This window comes from Arthrospira sp. PCC 9901 (assembly GCF_059013425.1).
Genome location: NZ_CP102296.1, coordinates 2732750 through 2749871, shown reverse-complemented (window position 1 = coordinate 2749871; position 17122 = coordinate 2732750). Strand labels below are relative to the sequence as shown.

Sequence of the window (17122 nt, the reverse complement as noted above, 5' to 3'; positions counted from 1 at the left end):
GATTGTGGTAGGGTATTATCTGTGAGGTTGAGATGGCAGTATGAGTGTATCTTCTATCCGTCCGGCGCTAATTACTGAGGTGTTACCGGACTCCATTGGGGCTGATGTGGGTTTTGAACCCGGAGATGCGATCGTGTCCATTAATGGAACTCGTCCCCGCGATTTAATCGATTATCAATTCCTGTGTGCGGATGAGTTTCTGGAAATTGAAGTGATTGACAGTCAGGGAAAAACCCATCATATTGAGCTAGAAAAAGACTATGACGATAGCCTGGGTTTAGAGTTTGAAACCGCCCTATTTGATGGTTTAATTCAGTGCAATAACCGCTGTCCTTTTTGCTTTATAGACCAGCAACCGCCGGGAAAAAGAGGCTCTCTTTACTTAAAAGATGATGATTATCGCCTGAGTTTTCTCTATGGTTCTTATCTAACCTTAACTAATTTACCTCAATCTGAGTGGGATAGAATTGCTCAGATGAGAATTTCGCCTCTGTATGTTTCCGTCCATGCCACCGAGTCAGAAGTGAGAAGTTTGCTGCTGAAAAATCAGCGAGCAGGTCAGATTTTAGAGCAGTTAAAATGGTTTCAAAAGCACCGTTTACAAATTCATGCTCAAGTGGTGGTTTGTCCGGGGATAAATGATGGTGTTCACCTAGAAAAAACTTTACTAGATTTGGCGGAATTTCACCGGGGAGATATTCCGGCGGTGGCTTCGGTGGCGGTGGTTCCGGTGGGGTTAACTCGTTTTCGACCCCCGGAAGATGAACTGATTTCGGTAAGCCAGGAAAAGGCGAGGGAGGTGATTAAGCAAGTGCAAAACCTCCAGGATAAATTCAAGCAAGAATTGGGGTCAACTTGTGTGTGGTTGGCGGATGAATGGTTTTTAATCGCCCGTGAGGAGTTACCACCAGAGTCTGATTATGAGGACTATCCGCAAATTGGTAATGGGGTGGGGTCTATTCGTAAGTTTTTAAGGGAATTTGAGACGGCTTTTGAGAGGGTGAAATGGGAAACTGGGAATGGTGTGGCTAGTCCTCGGCGCTGGACTTGGGTGGTGGGGAATGCTGTAGAATTGGCGTTTAAGCCTATTGTCGCCCGGTTGAATGGGGTGGAAGGGTTAAGGGTGGAAATGGTGGCTTTGGCTAGTGATTATTGGGGACAGGAAATAACTGTAACGGGGTTGTTGACGGGTCAGGATTTAATCGCGGGACTCCAAGGACGAGATTTGGGTGATGGGGTTTTGCTTCCGTCTTTAATGTTGAAAACTGGGGATACTCGCTTTTTGGATGATTTGACTGTGGCGGAAGTAGAGGCGACTTTGCAGACTAAAATTGTAACTGTAAATGGGGTTGATGAATTGTTGGCGATCGCCTCAAATGTGACACACTGAAAGCCAGAAGCCTCAGCGTGTCGAGTTGGTCCACAAAAAAACCTAATTTCCCCAAATCCGCTTTAAGACTTCATCAGGGGAGATATCAGCCATTTTTCCGGTGGGAGATTTGACAGCGATCGCCCTTTCGCTGGGGGGGAGTAATTTATGAGGATCAGTAGGACCAAATAAAGCAATGGTATAAGTACCAACGGCGATCGCCAAGTGCATGGGGGCGCTATCGGTACAAACCATAAGATTAGCAGCAGCGATCATGGCCGCGAGTTTACCAATATCCTCTGGTTGTGTCAACTTAACTTGAGGACAACGCTGGGTTATTTGAGTAATCAGGGCTTGATCTTCAGGTCCTTCGACCAAAACCACAGGTAGGTTAGGCTGTCGCTGTTGGATATCCTCAATAATCTTCTGCCAGCTTTCAACCGGGTAAATTTTATCAATGCCCTTATTAATAGCCATCTGACTAGACCCGCCATGAATAAGGATATAGCCACTTTCCTTAACTCCGAGGCTTTCCTGTTCCCTATCAGCCCAAGCCAAGTCCGACTTAGGGACATTAATCTGTAATCCGCTAAAGGGGGTGATAATGTCTAGGCCCTGCAATAAATCATGGTACATCTGGGCTGCATACTGTTCAGTTTTGAGGGGGACAGCATCGGTGAGAAAGATTTCTCCGCTACTCCCTGCATAACCGACGCGGTTAGGTATTCCCGTCAGCCACAGCAACAGCCCTACAGTCCATCGTTGTCCGAGGGAGATCACTACATCATATTCTCGGTCACGGACAATGCCAATCAAATTACCCCAGTCGGCGAGACTATTGCGCCCTTTAAAATCATAGGGGATAACTTTGGATACTGACTTACAGACGCGGTAAGCAGTTTGGGCCCTAGGTTCGGTCACTACGGAAATTTGGGCATGGGGATAGGCTTGCTTTAAATCGTCTAGGGTAGGGAAAAACAGAATTTGGTCGCCAATCCCACCTGGGACAAGGGCTAGTATTTTCATTTTAATTAATAGAGTTAATCTACTTATCAGCTTAATTCTAAATGAAGACAGTTCGGAAAACCATAGAAAAATATCTCAGGTTTACTGGGCGGGGGTTAACCTGAGTGGGTGAAGTAGGGGGGAATAATTTTTGGGCAGCGCCATAGCCTGTATGCCATGACTGAAAGGGATGGAAATTGGTTTTAGAAGAATAATTAAAGAGGGCGCGAGATGAGCATCGAATGGTTTGCCTATTCTCAGTGACGCTCTATAATACTATCACCAAAAACAAAAGACTTAGCTAATCATGTATTTACTAATTCCCGCCGCCGGAAGTGGACGGCGTATGGGGGCAAGCTGTAACAAATTGCTACTGAAATTATTGGACAGATCCCTACTTGCTTGGACTCTAGCTAGTGCCGGGGCATCTAAATCGATTATTTGGATTGGTATTATCGGACAAACTGCTGATTTCCCGGATTTTAAGGCGATCGTAGACGAGGTTTCCCTGAATCTACCCATAAAGTTCATTATTGGGGGAGAAACCCGTCAGGAGTCGGTTTATAAAGGCTTACAAGCTCTTCCCCCTGAAGCCGACCGGGTTTTAATCCACGACGGCGCGAGATGTTTAGCGACCCCCGATTTATTCGATCGCTGTACGAAGGCTCTGGAGTCGGTATCTGGTTTGATTGCCGCTATTCCAGTCAAGGATACCATCAAAATAGTGGATGGTAATAATTTTATCCAGGATACTCCCGATCGCCGTCAATTATGGGCCGCCCAAACTCCCCAAGGTTTTGAAGTTCCACTACTGAGGGAATGTCACGAAAAAGGCCGTCATCTGGGTTGGGACGTTACTGATGATGCGGCGCTGTTTGAACGTTGTGGTCTTCCCGTTCAGGTGGTGGAGGGGGAGGAAACTAATCTGAAAGTTACTACTCCTGTAGATTTACAGATTGCTGAGTTTATCCTGCGGGAAAGGTTGGCAATTACATAATCACAGCGGGGACGATTACTGCCGATATCTCCGAGTTTTAATAAACCGAGTGGGTTAGGATTTTATCAATTAGGAAAGTGGTGATTGATTATGCTCTCTGATATCGCATTCCGGGAAGCTGGGTAACTAACTCCAATAATTCTAATTGTAATAATTGGCTGGAGACAGTTGCGGCATCCATTCCCGACTGTTCAACAATTAAATCAAATGGTGTGGGTTGGGAGGCGATCGCATTTAATATTTTAGCTAAATCTGGGTCTAAATTAGGAGATTCTGGTCGGGGTTTAGTCTGTTCCAGAATAGAAAGCTGGGTAGGTGTGTCTAATTGAGGGATAGCGCCAAGTTGTTCTAGGAGTTGTTCAATGTCCACGGGAATCACGCCAGCACCGCCATCAATTAACTTTAGACAACCGTGGGATTTCTCATCATCTAAACGACCTGGTAAAACATAAACATCTCGGACAAATTCATTGGCAATACGGGCAGTAATTAAGGCTCCTGAACGTTGAGGTGCTTCCATGACAAATACTGCCAGACTTAGCCCAGCAATAATGCGGTTACGTCGGGGAAAATTGGTAGCGTTGGGTTTAGTGCCACTGGGAAATTCACTAATTAATAATCCCTGTTGTAATACCTGCTCACAAAGGGGGCGATTTTCTTTGGGATAAGCAATATCAACTCCCGTGCCTAAAACGGCTAGGGTACGTCCTCCTGCTTCTAAACAACTGCGATGAGCTTCTGTGTCGATACCTGCTGCCATTCCTGATACAATAGTAAAGCCATGGTGTGCTAGGGTGCTGCTAATTTTGCGAGTCCAGCGTCGTCCATATTCTGTGGGGTAGCGGGTTCCTACAATGCCAATGGTGGGGACATGGCCTTGATTTTCTTCGGGGTTGATTATTCCTCGGTAATAAAGCACTGGTGGTGGGGAGGGTATTTCTGATAAAAGCCGAGGATAATTTGGGTCGGCGGGAGTCCAAAAGTTAGGGTTTTTAATCAGATGATTTTGCAATAGTTGCTGGGGGTTAATTTGCGATCGCTCAGTGATCACTTTTTCTAAACTCTGTCTTCCGAACCCTTCTACAGAACCTAATTCCATGGGGGATGCCTGCCAAGCGGTGGCTAGACTTCCGAACCTTTCCTGTAATCTTTGAAGGGTGATGGGGCCGATACCATGAATTTTTGACCATGCCAGCCAGTAAACCCGTTCCTCAGACATTGGGGATTTTAATGAAAATTACATTTAACCAGTATATGCTACAATATAGTATAGCACAATATCCGCAAATCAGCAATGAATAAAAACTTGGTTTTTGGGAGAGAGAGCTGGTAATTGGCGGGGATGTGCGGTGAATTGAAATTCAAGGTAAAAGCAAATGACACGAGCAAGTGACCAGCACAACTGGGATGATTTTTGTGCCATGTTAGGAGAGATTGAAACGATAAGCGATCGCTCTCAGGTAGCCAAACTATCCCAAGACTACTACCACTTTAGCCCCATTTTACAACCGCTTTTACAAGATAAAACGGGTGATATGGTAGTGCTTCCGCGTTCGGAATCGGAAGTTTTAAAAGTAGCTAAACTCTGCGTTGACTATCAGATACCCCTAACGGTTAGGGGAGCCGGAACCGGGAACTATGGGCAGTGTGTCCCCCTGAAAGGTGGGGTAATTTTAGATATGTCTAAAATGAATAATATAGTCTGGATTAAGCCAGGCTGTGCCTGTGTAGAACCGGGTGTTAAACTAGCAGCATTAGACAAAAAAACTCGCGAAATTGGTTGGGAATTGCGGATGTTTCCCTCTACCTATCGGACAGCGACTATTGGGGGTTTTATTGGTGGTGGTAGTGGTGGTATTGGTTCGATTACTTATGGACAATTACGGGATAATGGCAACCTTCACGCCGTCCGTGTTGTCACCTTAGAAGCGGAACCTCGGATAATTGAACTGAGGGGGGATGCCGTGCAAAATATTAATCACGCTTACGGTACTAATGGCATTATTACCCAATTAGAAATACCCCTAGCACCTGTATATCCATGGGTGGAGTTAATTGTCACCTTTACCGAGTTTATGAATGCTGCTAAATTCGGTCAGGCTTTAAGTCAGTCCGATGGCATTATCAAAAAATTAGTTTCTATTTGCGCCGCCCCAATTCCATCCTATTTTATTCCTTTTCGTGAGATGATCCCATCTGGTGAACAGGCGGCACTGTTAATGGTGGCGGAAACTAGCCTCGAACCTTTACAAGAATTGATTAAAAATTTTCAGGGTAAAATCTGCTATCAAAAATCCACCCAGGAAACCGTAAAGGGTACAACTATCATTGAGTTTACCTGGAATCATACGACTTTACACGCTCGCAGTATAGACCCATCTTTAACCTATTTACAAACCCTATTTCCAGCCGACCCAGAATTAAAATTGATTCAGGAATGTTATGATTATTTTGGGGATGAGGTGATTCAGCATTTGGAGTTTCTGCGTACTGGGGGAAATTTACACCCAGCCGGGTTACAAATTGTCCGATTTACGAATGAAGCTAGGTTAAATGAAATTATCCAATATCATGAAGACCGAGGGGCAATTATTTTTAATCCCCATACCTACATTTTGGAAGATGGGGGAATGAAGAAGGTTGATCTACAACAATTAAACTTTAAACGAAAATATGATCCTCTAGGTTTACTCAATCCTGGTAAAATGAGAGGATGGGTGGATAATGGATAATGTAACTATCTCTGAAAGAGGGTTGGGGAGAGGCAGGTATAATGGTGGAGAATCAATGACTAATATTAACAGGTTTTTGGAGATATTAATAATTGCTAAAAGGCTATCTATACGGAGTATATGGCTATTACTGTTAAGTTTATTAAGTATAAGTGTTTCTGGTGCTAGTAAATCTCCATGGGTGAGAGTTCCTATCTTTGGATTTCATGATATTATTGATAGCCGGGAAGACTTAGTTAAATTTCAGCGTCCCCTAGTTAGTACAGATTACGAAAAACGCCAGCTTTATAGTTTTTTGAATTACCTAGTAGTTAATGATTATTGGTTTCTGTCTAGCCAGGATTTATTTGTTTATTTTATCCAAAAGTCTCAACCTATACCGGCTGAGTATGAAAACCGCAAGCCAGTGATGATTACCTTTGATGATGGTTATGCTGGGGTTCATGATCATGTACTGCCAATCTTAAAAGACTTGGAATATATTTATCGTGAAAAAGTGAAGGTGGTTTTATTTGTTAATCCTGCTTATATGGGGGTTAATATGCCTCCCTATATTCCTCATCTAAGTTGTGAGGATTTACGATATGGTTTTGCCAAGGGATATTATGATATTCAGTCTCACGGCTATTCTCATCAAAATCTGACTAAACTAGATGCTAATAATTTACGGATTGAGTTGGAATGGGGGAAATCTCAATTACGGAAATGTACCGAAGATTTAGATCGTAATCAATTAGTGGCTGCTCATATTGCTTATCCTTTTGGTGCGTTATCTACTCAATTAGAAAGATATCTGAGAGGCTATCATTTAACTGGGTATCTTTATGATAATCGAGTCTCCCGACCAACTCAGTTAAAAAATCCGTTCCGAATTTCTCGTATTCCGGTTAATAAAGACACCCAAATTCATGAATTAATTAAGATGGCAGAAATGGCTAAACCTGTGAAATTGTCTATCAGTGATAACTGAATTTTGGTAGTTGTGCTAATGTAGGACAGGATCATAAGCATACATATAGAGGAACTATGACCAGCTTTCCATCTAAATTGAGGAATTTGGCGGAAAAAAGTCAACCGTTGGATCGAGCGGCGATCACTTTGATGTTAGTTTTGGGTGTGTTAATTTTGGGGGTGGTTTTGAGTGGCGATCGCACTATTCCTCGTGTGCGAGAGTTCAGTTGGGCGAATAGGCTGGTGGGGGCGGAAGATAGGGCGTTTCTGTTGACATTTAACCGTCCGATGGACCGGGAGGGGGTAGAGAGAAATCTCCGCATTGACCCGCCTTTACCGGGAAAAATCAGTTGGGCGGGAAAGCGCATGGCTTATACTTTGCTAGATCCGGTTCCCTATGGTACGCCGTTCAGTGTGCAGTTACAAGGGGTAACGGATCAATTATATGAGAATCAGGAAGGTCAGTTAATTGAACCGTTTACGGGCTATTTTCGTAGTCGCGATCGCGCTTTTGTATATATTGGGGTGGAAGGAGACCAAGAAGGGAGACTGATGCTGGTGAATTTGTCTCAGGACCCGACACCTGTGGCTTTAACTCCTGAAAATTTAACGGTGATACAGTTTGAACCTTATCCGAGGGGCGATCGCATTTTGTTTTTAGCTATAGAAAGGGGTGATCGTAGTAGTGGACAGTTTGACCCACAATTGTATACTGTGATGACTGGTATTAACCCTGAATCTGTAGGTCAAGGTTCTTCAGCGCCTCAACATCGTGGTCAATTAGAAACAATTTTAGATAACAAATATTACAGTAACCTCCGATTTGATTTGTCTCGTGATGGTAAGGTGATTGTTGTGCAGCGGGTCAACAAAAAAAATCCGGTTGATGCTAGTCCTTGGGTGATTCGGGAGGGACGTTCTCCGAGACCTTTAGAAACTCAGGGGGGAAATTTTATGATTGCACCTGATAGCAAATCTTTGCTGATTTCCCAAGGGCCGGATCTGACGACTATTTTACCCTTAGAACCCAATGCTGAGGTGCTGGAATATTTACCCAAGTTTGGTCAGGTTTTGGGGTTTGCTGCCGATGGGTCGGCGGCGGCGCTACTAAAGTTTAATTCCGATGGAACCCGATCGCTATTTGTGGTGGATACGGTAGGTAATGAACGGGAATTATATAGAACTGCTGAGTTTGGCAATATTCTGAGTATCGATTTTGACCCTAGCCAGACAATTATTTATGCTCTAATTACTGAGCTAATTGAGGATAACGAGGAATACACAGAACAGCCTTATATTGTGGCGATCGACTTAAAAACTGAGGAGATTTTCCCGCTGGTAATTTTGCCGAATCAGCAACAAATTAATCTGAGTTTATCTCCCGATGGTCTGGCTTTACTGTTTGATCAAACTATAACTAGAATTATGGATGAAGAGATAGAAAACCGACCTCGTACTGATGGGGGAGATACTATTACCACGAGTCGCCTGTGGTTATTGCCTTTAGTAACGGATAGTTCAACAGATGCTAATGCTTCTCAATGGAAACCGGAAGAATTGCCGTTTTTGGGATTTAACCCCCGATGGCTACCCTAGGTAAGTAGATGGTTAATTGATGCCAAAATTATGTTAATTATCACCTCTGAACAAGTTGCTAAAATTCGGAATCATGCAGAACAAAGTTATCCCCAGGAGTGTTGTGGTTTGCTCATGGGGCGGCAAGACTCAGGCGATCGCAAAATGATTATGGAAGTTTGGTCGATGGAAAATGTTTGGAGTCCAGCCACTGCTGAGGTATTCCAAGGGTTAGACAATAGCCCCAATATAACCACTCGCCAAGAACGTTTTACGATCGCCCCAGAAGCGTTAATGAAAGCGCAAAAGGAGGGACGCGATCGCCATCTTTCGATTATTGGTATATATCATTCGCACCCCGATCATACTGCGATTCCTTCAGAATTTGATCGGGTTTGCGCCTGGTCGGAATACTCCTATATTATTGTTTCTGTGATCGGGGGTCAGGCTACTGACTTACTCAACTGGTGTTTAGATACTAACCATCAGTTTCAAGCTGAAGAATTGATATATAGGGATTAGTGGTTGAGATGCTTCATGGTTTTATGCAGATGCTGTAAAATGGCGATCGCTATCAAGACACTTAGGGCTAATCCTAACCAAAATTGGCTAATAATTTCCTGGGTTTGATCAAGGGCTAATCCCCCAAGAGGGGGGCCGATTAAATAACCGATCGCCCAACATTGAGAATTAATAGCTAAATAAATTCCTCGCAGGGAGTCCGGGGCGAGATTGGCGGCTAAGGACGAGGCGGCGGGGCTATAAGTAACTGTAGCGATCGCTAAAATTCCTAATCCCAGAATAGCTAGGGTTAAAGTTCCGGTTTCTACTATTCCCATTAACCCGGTAATTAAAAATCCTATGCCCCATAGTATAGCTGATACAATTAGGGCATGGGGGCGACTGAGAGGATTAAGAATGCGGGACATGGGGAGTAAAAGTAAGATGGCGATCGCTGTGTGTCCGGCAAACAGGGCGCTAATGGTGATGCTGGAAAATTCGGCTTTCACAAAGTTGTTAAGATATAGGGGAATGGTGCTATGAATTTGCGACATATAGAAGGTAAATAAAATATTGACTGCTGCATAAATTAATAGGGTGCGATCGCTTAAAGCCACCATCCAACTATTAGAAGATGCAGCGGATTCGGTATCTGTTGATATAATGGGGGGTTGGTAGGTTTCCGCTATCGCTAGATAAATCACTATAAAAAAGATGAGGAAAGACAATCCATCTAGCACAAATAACAGTCGATAAGCCCCCGTTGTGGCAATCACTACCCCACCCATGATAATGCCGACCTGTAAGCCGATATTATCCCCCAAACGAGTGATAGCATAGGCTTCGTTGCGGGTCTTTCCCGTGGTTAAATCAGCTACTATGGTTTCTGTGGCTGGCCAGTAAAGTCCGATACCTAATCCTAACAATAAATTCCCTAGAATTAACATCATAAAATTGGTGGTAAATGCTAGGACAAAAGATGAGAGGGCAGAAATTATCGCCGATACCAATAATGTCCAGCGCCGACCGAAGCGAGGAGAGTCACAACAAGACCCCCCGAAGACTCTCCCAATTACCCCGGAAATTTGGGCGCTTCCTAGCGCTATTCCTACGGCGGTTGAGGATAAACCTACCTGATTAACAAAGAAAATTGGCGCGTAAAATAGGGTAAATCCTGTTCCCGTTTGGGACAGTAGACGACCAACTGCTAAAATCCACACTTGGCGTGACAGTTGAGGTAACCAAGACCAAAACCGATTTGTACTCAAAACTATTGCCTTAATGCTATTTTGTATGTTGGCGATCGTAGCAAATTACAGTCAAACCGTGAATAGCTATCTCAACCAGAGTGGGTTTATTAGTTAGCCGGGGTTAATTTTTGATAATTTGAGGAAAAATAGACTATGATTGGTTATTTAAATGGCACTGTAGCTGGTATTTATCAAAAAACGGGAAATCGAGTCTTTTTATGGCTTGATGTTAATGGGGTTGGTTATGAGTTACAAATTTTACCCAGGATGCAGAATTTAGATGCTAAAATCGGCGAAAATTTACAGGTATTTACTCATCTACATATCCGGGATGATCTGATGGTTTTGTATGGGTTTAGCAGTATGGCGGAACGAGATCTATTTCGTCAATTAGTGAGTGTTAGTGGTATTGGTATGCAATTGGCGATCGCCCTTTTAGATACCCTCGCATTACCGGATTTAGTCCAAGCAATTGTGGGCGGAAATACCGGGATTTTAACTAAAACTCCGGGAGTGGGAAAAAAAACAGCCGAACGGATTACCCTAGAGTTAAAAACCAAGTTATCCGAGTGGCGAAAACAAGCCGGGCTTCCTACAGTTTCCACATCTAATTTAAGTGCAGAAATCCAAGAGGAAGTAGAAATATCTCTGTTGGCTTTAGGTTATACCACTTCCGAAGTTATGCAAGCCTTAAAAGCTATTACATCTCATCCTAATTTATCAGAAAATCATAGTGCAGAAGATTGGATTAAATATGCGATATCGATTTTATAGAGACAAAGCCGACATGGAACCAATCAACAATATAGTCACAATTAGTGTTATTATAAATAGCAGTTCAGATATGATTTACGTTAGACCTGGCAACTTTAGCCAAACTATGCTAAAACAGTATCAAGTTCTTTAACACTGTGCGCCGTCGCAGTTTTCTTTATGGTAACACCTCGCTTGTTAGAAGACCTACCCCCGGAGTTTGAATCTCTGCGTTCTTTCCTGGTTAGTAATGTGCAACCCTATATTAATCTGGCTTTTAATAAACAGGGTTTTTTAGCCAAAGACCTCAGCAATGATCCCCTGAAGTTGTGGGAAACTAAGGTCGGAGGGTTGCCCTATTTACCCAAGGGAATGGAGTATCCTTGCGATCGTCAAACTGGGGAAATGATGATGTTTTTACTCCAGATTAACTGTGCGGAGGTTCCTTCTCTCCCCGGGTTTAAATTGCCATCTCAGGGTCTATTACAGTTCTATTCTAGTCTCAGTGTCCCCATGTGTGTACTGGGTCCAGAACCACACCGGATTATCTATTTCCCAGAAATTTCTCAAGATGAAAGCACCCTGGTCACAGATTTTAGCTTCACCCTAGATAAGCGTTACAGGGATGAATGGTATCACCATATTTATACAATCGATTTTTCTGTAGGAGAGGATATATTTTGGGATTATTGCTACAATAGTATTCCCGATGAATTGACAGACATTGGCGATGAATTTGACGAATGGTTTTTAGATTATCAGCCAGAAAATCAAGTTGGTATTAACGCTAAAATGGCAGGATTTCCAGAGTTTCATTCCTATGTACCAGAAGTTTTACATAATGCCAAAGGACAATTATTATTAGAATTTAATCATCCTTTTCATTGTTCTGATTATTTATATTTCTATATTGACGAAGAACAGCTTATTAAAGCCGATTTTGGCGGTGTTCAATCCTATTTTATGAGGGCTTGAAAGCTGTCAGAGATTTAAGTATTTCTAATGTCTGTAAATTATTTAACCCGCATTATTTACAACTGTTCAGGGTCAATCCCCAACTCTCGCAATTTAGCAGCTAGTTTGTCTTTCTGTTGTCGTTCAACTTCTAACTGCTGTTGAGCTTCCGTAGCTGATTCTTCCGGAGTCGGGACTAAAACACCATCAGGACTAAAAAAGCGGAGTTGACGATTTTCTATCCCTAAGAATAGTTGCAGTTGTTCACTCCATAAATGTCCCATATCATTGGGAGTTATCGGTTGATAGGTTCCCTGAATTAACGCAAATCCTTGAAACTCTAAACTCTCTGGGTCAAACCAGAAATATTCGGGAGTGCGAAAAATCTCTTGATAGATTTTCTTTTTCTCAGTCCGGTCAGTCTTAGCTGTGGAACTTGATAATAACTCGACAATGATATTAGGATATTTTCCCCCTTCTTCCCACACTACCCAACTTTTGCGCGATCGCCTTTCCGTGTCTAACACCACAAAGAAATCTGGTCCGCGAAAATCTGATGATTTTTTCTGATGAGGACTATAGTAAATCGTCAGGTTTCCCGCATCAAAATAATCATTTCGGTCTTGCCATAACCAGTCTAGGCATTTAATCAGTAACAAGATTTGTTGTAGGTGTAAATAACTTTCCAATGGCAACTCCTGACTTTCTAAATCTCCGGGGGGAAACTCAATATCTTGGTCTGGAGTGATTTGAGTGGGTTCTAATTCCTGAGCTATAGTCATAGCTGTCTCCAGTAATGTATTTATAGTATAGTCTATTTTTTGATAATTATACCATGGGGAGGCGGGAGTTGGGTGTGCCAAACATGATTATTAATGACTAAGTATTTATTCGGGATTTTATGAGTTATTGGTATTAGATTAAAAAGGAGTAATTGTATTGATAAATATATGGAGAGCGATCGCCAAAGTAGATTTATCAAATATTCATGACATAGTTAGGCGAATTTGACACATAAGTTTACATACTGGATGAGGAGCGCGGCAAAATGTTAATAATCTGTATAGTCGGCAATCTGTATAGTGTTGGGGAATTTATAATATAAATGTTAAGAAGTAGGATTTGGTGAGGAAATAATTTTACAATGTTCACCATTAGATGTTTCTTATGGTAGGAAGAGGCTATTATGCCTTATGTATGCGAGCTAGGCACCGGTCAAAGAGTTTATCTTGATAACCAAGGGTCGCAAACTGTTGTGACGATCGCCAGTGGATCACCCGGACAGCAACAGCAAGCCAGCAATGGGTTCCAGACCGGAACCTGGACTTCCCCCCCCTCCCTGTATCGGACGGAAAATGGGGTAGTGTTGAAAATTGAAACTGCTCAGGGTGAACACTTCGTGCAACTCCAGGGAAGTAGTATGAGTGTCATGGGTCAGACACCCTCCCTCGGAAGCGCCCAGCAGATATCAGTTCAGCAGGTTTCGAGCACTCCCGCATCTTCGATGAAGCCGATGGAACCGATGAAGCCGATGGAACCGATGAAGCCGATGGAACCGATGAAACCGATGCAAATGGGGAATATGCAAATGAGTATGAACCCCATGGAAATGCGGATGGGTAACATGGAGCTAAAAATGGGTTCTTCTCCCTCATCGGAATCGAAATCGGAATCGGAATCAGGAAGTCGTAAATTCTGTAGTAAGTGCGGTGCGACAGTACAACCGGACGATCGCTTCTGCGGAAGTTGTGGTCATCAACTCCATTAATAGCAATGGGCAAAAGGCAAGAGACAAAAGGCAAGAGAGGTAACTTTTTTGTATTGTCTTTTGCCGGCTTAAATTGCGAAATTCCGAACCATATATCCCTCTTGCCCAAATTGAGTTATGTCAGTAAAAGTTAGCCTCAACCATCAGCTTGTCTACCATTTTGAAAAACCAGTAATTCTAGGTCCTCATACATTAGGATTGCGACCTTCTCCCCACTGTCGCACGCCCATTAATAGCTATTCCCTCAAGATTGAACCTAGTGATTACACGATGACCTGGCAACAGGACCCCTATGGCAATTATTTGGGGAGGCTGAACTTTTTATCAAAAACCGATCGCCTAGGGGTCACAGTAGATATTATTGCGGATTTACACCCGATTAATCCGTTTAACTTCGTCATGGAAAGCTATGCCGAACGCTATCCGTTTATCTACGAAGAACAACTGGGGCGGGAATTAATCCCCTTTTTAGAAATAGATGAATCCAGCCCCATACTCAAAGACTGGGTAGAACAGCACCGGGTCAAAGATATATATACCCCAGAATTTATCATTACCATTAATCAGAAAATTTCTGATTATATTAAGTATACAGTCAGATTTGAACCAGGGATTCAAACCTGCGAAGAAACCCTAAAAACTCAAATAGGTTCCTGTCGAGATACAGCATGGTTAATGGTGCAGATTTTGCGGCACTATGGACTCGCTGCCCGTTTCGTATCGGGTTATCTGATTCAACTGAAACCCGATGTTCCCCCATTAGATGGACCCCCAGGACCAGAGGCTGATAATGCAGATTTACACGCTTGGGCGGAAGTATATATTCCCGGCGCTGGTTGGATTGGTTTAGACCCCACCTCTGGTTTTTTAGCAGCAGAAGGTCATATTCCCCTAGTGTGTACCGCCGACCCCCAGGCTGCCTCCCCAGTTCAGGGAACAGCGGAACCTTGCGGGTCAAATTTAGAGTTTGCGGTGACAGTTTCTCGCTACGAAAATCAACCCCGCACCAGTCAACCCTATAGCCCCACTCAATGGGAAACCATAGACCGCCTCGGGGAAGCAGTAGAGGATAAATTGCAAAGTTTGGGAGTAGGTTTAACCATGGGTGGGGAACCTACTTTTGTTTCTATTGATGATTTTGAGTCTCCCCAGTGGCAGGTACAAGCCTTGGGAGAGGAAAAGCGCAGGTTAGCCGGACAGTTATTACACCGCCTAGAAAATAAGTTTTCCAAGGGTGGCGGCTTGCTACATTATGGCATGGGAAAATGGTATCCGGGGGAAATTTTGCCGAGGTGGGCTTTAGGCTGTTATTGGCGAGAAGACGGTAAACCTATTTGGCATAATCGGGCTTTCATGGCGGTAGATGGTGACGATTATGGCTATGGGATTAAACAGGCGGAAATCGTTATTCAAGAATTAGTTAAACATTTAGGAATCGAAAGCGATCGCATTATTCCCACCTATGAATTAGAAACCGAAGAATTAGCCGGTTATGCCTTACCAATTTTACCAGTTGTCGAGTCCGAAGAATTACGCTGGGGTAGCTGTCCGTGGAAATTACCACAGGAGAAATTGATTTTATTAAAAGGTGATTCCCCCTTGGGATTTCGACTGCCATTAAGTAGCATAAGTTGGTCAGAAGAATTGCACCCAGAAGCGCGAGTATCTCTAGATCATAAACCTGCTGTGGTTGGTTCCGAACCCATCAATTTACCAGAAAATTCCGTGCGGGTAGCCATGGCGGTAGAGGCGCGGGATGGCTGTATATATGTTTTCGTTCCTCCCATAACTTCCGCCCGGTGTTTTTTAGATTTAATTACAGCCATTGAAAAAGCCGCCACTGCTGTTAATATTCCCGTGTTAGTTGAAGGATACACCCCCCCTGGAAATGATGGGATTATGGGATTTCAGATTACCCCAGATCCGGGAGTAATTGAAGTCAATATTCACCCCGCCAAAAATTGGTCAGAATTAACCGAAATTACCACCACCTTGTATGAGGAAGCGCGGCTATGTCGGTTGGGAACCGAAAAATATGCCCTAGATGGTCGGCGCATAAGTACCGGAGGCGGCGCACATATCACCATTGGCGGTCAAAGCGTTCAAGATAGCCCCCTATTACGTCGCCCAGATTTATTAAGAAGTTTGATTTCCTATTGGCAAAATCACCCGAGTTTATCCTACTTATTTGCGGGGTTATTTATCGGACCGACTAGCCAATCACCCCGGGTAGATGAAGCCAGACACGAAGGATTATATGAGTTAGAAATCGCCTTTCAAGAGCTAGAAAAGGGGCGAGAAATACCACCCGGATTGGTCGATCGCTTATTGCGAAACCTGCTAATTGATGTCACCGGAAATACTCACCGTTCAGCATTTTGTATTGATAAACTCTACCCATTGGAGAATTATCGCAACCAGTTAGGGCTATTAGAGTTTCGGGCTTTTGCGATGCCTCCCCATGCACAAATGGGGCTATTGCAAATGTTGTTAATTCGTTCCCTAGTAGCTTGGTTTTGGGAACATCCCTATACTCAACCCCTAATTCGTTGGGGAACTACCCTACACGATCGCTTTTTACTGCCCTATTTTATTGAAGAAGATTTAGGCACAGTTTTAAGGGATTTAAACGCGGCGGGTTATCCCTTTAATTTGGCGTGGTTTAAACCATTTGTAGATTTTCGCTTTCCCGTCTATGGAGAAATTACCCGTGATGGGGTGACATTAGAGTTAAGAAATGCCATAGAACCTTGGCACGTTTTAGGAGAAGAAACCGGAAATGGTGGTAACGCCAGATATGTTGATTCTTCCATGGAAAGGCTACAGGTGATGTTACGGGGGGCTATGGGAAATTCTCCCGGTTTAGATGGCTTTTCCCATCGTTATATTGTCACCTGTAATGGCTATGCAGTGCCGTTAAAATCCACCCTTAAACCAGGGGAATATGTGGGCGGGGTCAGGTTCCGGGCGCGACAATATGCGTCTTTATTGCATCCTTCTATTAACCCCCATACTCCCCTATTATTCGATATTGTTGATACTTGGGCTATGCGTTCTATTGGGGGATGTAGTTATTATATCAACCCTCCTAATGGGGTAGTTTATACAACATTTCCCATTAATGAAAGGGAGGCTGAGTCCCGGATGTTAGAAAGGTTTGTAGCCATGGGTCACACTCCCGGAACTTTGGAAATTTCCACCCCCAATTTAAGCCCTGAATACCCTTTAACGTTAGATTTGCGCCGGGTAAAAACCTCTTAAAGCCGC

At 43.4% G+C, this 17122-nt stretch carries 14 protein-coding genes; 10 read left to right on the top strand and 4 right to left on the bottom strand.

Features of this window, described 5'->3' with window-relative positions; genetic code table 11:
- Positions 1–40 precede the first annotated feature (40 nt).
- Positions 41–1390 carry a TIGR03279 family radical SAM protein gene (locus tag NLZ44_RS12050; protein ID WP_493752903.1) on the top strand — a complete coding sequence of 450 codons (1350 nt, stop codon included), beginning with the start codon at positions 41–43 and terminating at the stop codon, positions 1388–1390.
- 42 nt (positions 1391–1432) lie between these two features.
- On the opposite strand, the gene NLZ44_RS12045 is transcribed toward NLZ44_RS12050, so the two are convergent.
- Positions 1433–2395: a glycosyltransferase family 9 protein gene (locus NLZ44_RS12045; RefSeq protein ID WP_006625133.1), complete on the bottom strand. Its 963-nt coding sequence runs from the start codon at positions 2393–2395 to the stop codon at positions 1433–1435.
- A gap of 286 nt (positions 2396–2681) precedes the next feature.
- Here NLZ44_RS12045 and ispD point away from each other — a divergent pair, with 286 nt between their 5' ends.
- Complete coding sequence (gene ispD, locus NLZ44_RS12040; protein WP_493752902.1) at positions 2682–3371, top strand: 2-C-methyl-D-erythritol 4-phosphate cytidylyltransferase; 690 nt, start codon at positions 2682–2684, stop codon at positions 3369–3371.
- An 88-nt stretch (positions 3372–3459) separates the two neighbouring features.
- Here ispD and dprA read toward each other — a convergent pair whose 3' ends face one another.
- Complete coding sequence (gene dprA / locus NLZ44_RS12035) at positions 3460–4590, bottom strand: DNA-processing protein DprA (protein ID WP_006668804.1); 1131 nt, start codon at positions 4588–4590, stop codon at positions 3460–3462.
- A 157-nt stretch (positions 4591–4747) separates the two neighbouring features.
- On the opposite strand from dprA, the gene NLZ44_RS12030 reads away from it, so the two are divergent.
- From NLZ44_RS12030 to NLZ44_RS12015, 4 genes are read left to right on the top strand one after another with little or no spacing between them, the layout of a single operon-like run.
- The gene (locus NLZ44_RS12030; RefSeq protein ID WP_493752901.1) at positions 4748–6103 is read left to right on the top strand and encodes an FAD-binding oxidoreductase; all 1356 of its coding nucleotides are present in this window, start codon (positions 4748–4750) and stop codon (positions 6101–6103) included.
- Positions 6104–6158: 55 nt separating this feature from the next.
- Positions 6159–7073, top strand: a complete 915-nt coding sequence (locus NLZ44_RS12025; RefSeq protein ID WP_046319471.1) for a polysaccharide deacetylase family protein — start codon at positions 6159–6161, stop codon at positions 7071–7073.
- A 56-nt stretch (positions 7074–7129) separates the two neighbouring features.
- The gene (locus NLZ44_RS12020; protein WP_008051505.1) at positions 7130–8650 is read left to right on the top strand and encodes a hypothetical protein; all 1521 of its coding nucleotides are present in this window, start codon (positions 7130–7132) and stop codon (positions 8648–8650) included.
- Positions 8651–8680: 30 nt separating this feature from the next.
- A complete protein-coding gene (locus NLZ44_RS12015) occupies positions 8681–9151 on the top strand; it encodes a M67 family metallopeptidase (protein WP_493752900.1) in 471 nt (156 codons plus the stop codon).
- On the opposite strand, the gene NLZ44_RS12010 is transcribed toward NLZ44_RS12015, so the two are convergent.
- Complete coding sequence (locus NLZ44_RS12010; protein WP_493752899.1) at positions 9148–10398, bottom strand: MFS transporter; 1251 nt, start codon at positions 10396–10398, stop codon at positions 9148–9150. The genes NLZ44_RS12015 and NLZ44_RS12010 overlap by 4 nt on opposite strands.
- Positions 10399–10533: 135 nt before the next feature.
- On the opposite strand from NLZ44_RS12010, the gene ruvA reads away from it, so the two are divergent.
- Both ruvA and NLZ44_RS12000 read left to right on the top strand, forming a co-directional pair.
- Positions 10534–11154, top strand: a complete 621-nt coding sequence (gene ruvA / locus NLZ44_RS12005; protein WP_493752898.1) for a Holliday junction branch migration protein RuvA — start codon at positions 10534–10536, stop codon at positions 11152–11154.
- A 159-nt stretch (positions 11155–11313) separates the two neighbouring features.
- Positions 11314–12108: a DUF1963 domain-containing protein gene (locus NLZ44_RS12000; protein WP_369299626.1), complete on the top strand. Its 795-nt coding sequence runs from the start codon at positions 11314–11316 to the stop codon at positions 12106–12108.
- Between the two features lie 56 nt (positions 12109–12164).
- On the opposite strand, the gene NLZ44_RS11995 is transcribed toward NLZ44_RS12000, so the two are convergent.
- Positions 12165–12869, bottom strand: coding sequence for a Uma2 family endonuclease (locus NLZ44_RS11995; protein WP_111893574.1), 705 nt, complete (start codon positions 12867–12869; stop codon positions 12165–12167).
- 404 nt (positions 12870–13273) lie between these two features.
- Between NLZ44_RS11995 and NLZ44_RS11990 the strand changes: the two genes are divergently transcribed.
- Both NLZ44_RS11990 and NLZ44_RS11985 read left to right on the top strand, forming a co-directional pair.
- Positions 13274–13855: a zinc ribbon domain-containing protein gene (locus NLZ44_RS11990; RefSeq protein WP_493752897.1), complete on the top strand. Its 582-nt coding sequence runs from the start codon at positions 13274–13276 to the stop codon at positions 13853–13855.
- A 117-nt stretch (positions 13856–13972) separates the two neighbouring features.
- Positions 13973–17116 (top strand): transglutaminase family protein, encoded by a 3144-nt coding sequence (locus NLZ44_RS11985; protein ID WP_493752896.1) that lies wholly within the window; start codon positions 13973–13975, stop codon positions 17114–17116.
- Positions 17117–17122: the final 6 nt, after the last annotated feature.

Coding starts and splice junctions, on each gene's coding strand:
- NLZ44_RS12050 (WP_493752903.1), top strand. CDS start 41: ATGAGTGTATCTTCTATCCGTCCGGCGCTAATTACTGAGGTGTTACCG.
- NLZ44_RS12045 (WP_006625133.1), bottom strand. CDS start 2,395: ATGAAAATACTAGCCCTTGTCCCAGGTGGGATTGGCGACCAAATTCTG.
- ispD (WP_493752902.1), top strand. CDS start 2,682: ATGTATTTACTAATTCCCGCCGCCGGAAGTGGACGGCGTATGGGGGCA.
- dprA (WP_006668804.1), bottom strand. CDS start 4,590: ATGTCTGAGGAACGGGTTTACTGGCTGGCATGGTCAAAAATTCATGGT.
- NLZ44_RS12030 (WP_493752901.1), top strand. CDS start 4,748: ATGACACGAGCAAGTGACCAGCACAACTGGGATGATTTTTGTGCCATG.
- NLZ44_RS12025 (WP_046319471.1), top strand. CDS start 6,159: ATGACTAATATTAACAGGTTTTTGGAGATATTAATAATTGCTAAAAGG.
- NLZ44_RS12020 (WP_008051505.1), top strand. CDS start 7,130: ATGACCAGCTTTCCATCTAAATTGAGGAATTTGGCGGAAAAAAGTCAA.
- NLZ44_RS12015 (WP_493752900.1), top strand. CDS start 8,681: ATGTTAATTATCACCTCTGAACAAGTTGCTAAAATTCGGAATCATGCA.
- ruvA (WP_493752898.1), top strand. CDS start 10,534: ATGATTGGTTATTTAAATGGCACTGTAGCTGGTATTTATCAAAAAACG.
- NLZ44_RS12000 (WP_369299626.1), top strand. CDS start 11,314: ATGGTAACACCTCGCTTGTTAGAAGACCTACCCCCGGAGTTTGAATCT.
- NLZ44_RS11995 (WP_111893574.1), bottom strand. CDS start 12,869: ATGACTATAGCTCAGGAATTAGAACCCACTCAAATCACTCCAGACCAA.
- NLZ44_RS11990 (WP_493752897.1), top strand. CDS start 13,274: ATGCCTTATGTATGCGAGCTAGGCACCGGTCAAAGAGTTTATCTTGAT.
- NLZ44_RS11985 (WP_493752896.1), top strand. CDS start 13,973: ATGTCAGTAAAAGTTAGCCTCAACCATCAGCTTGTCTACCATTTTGAA.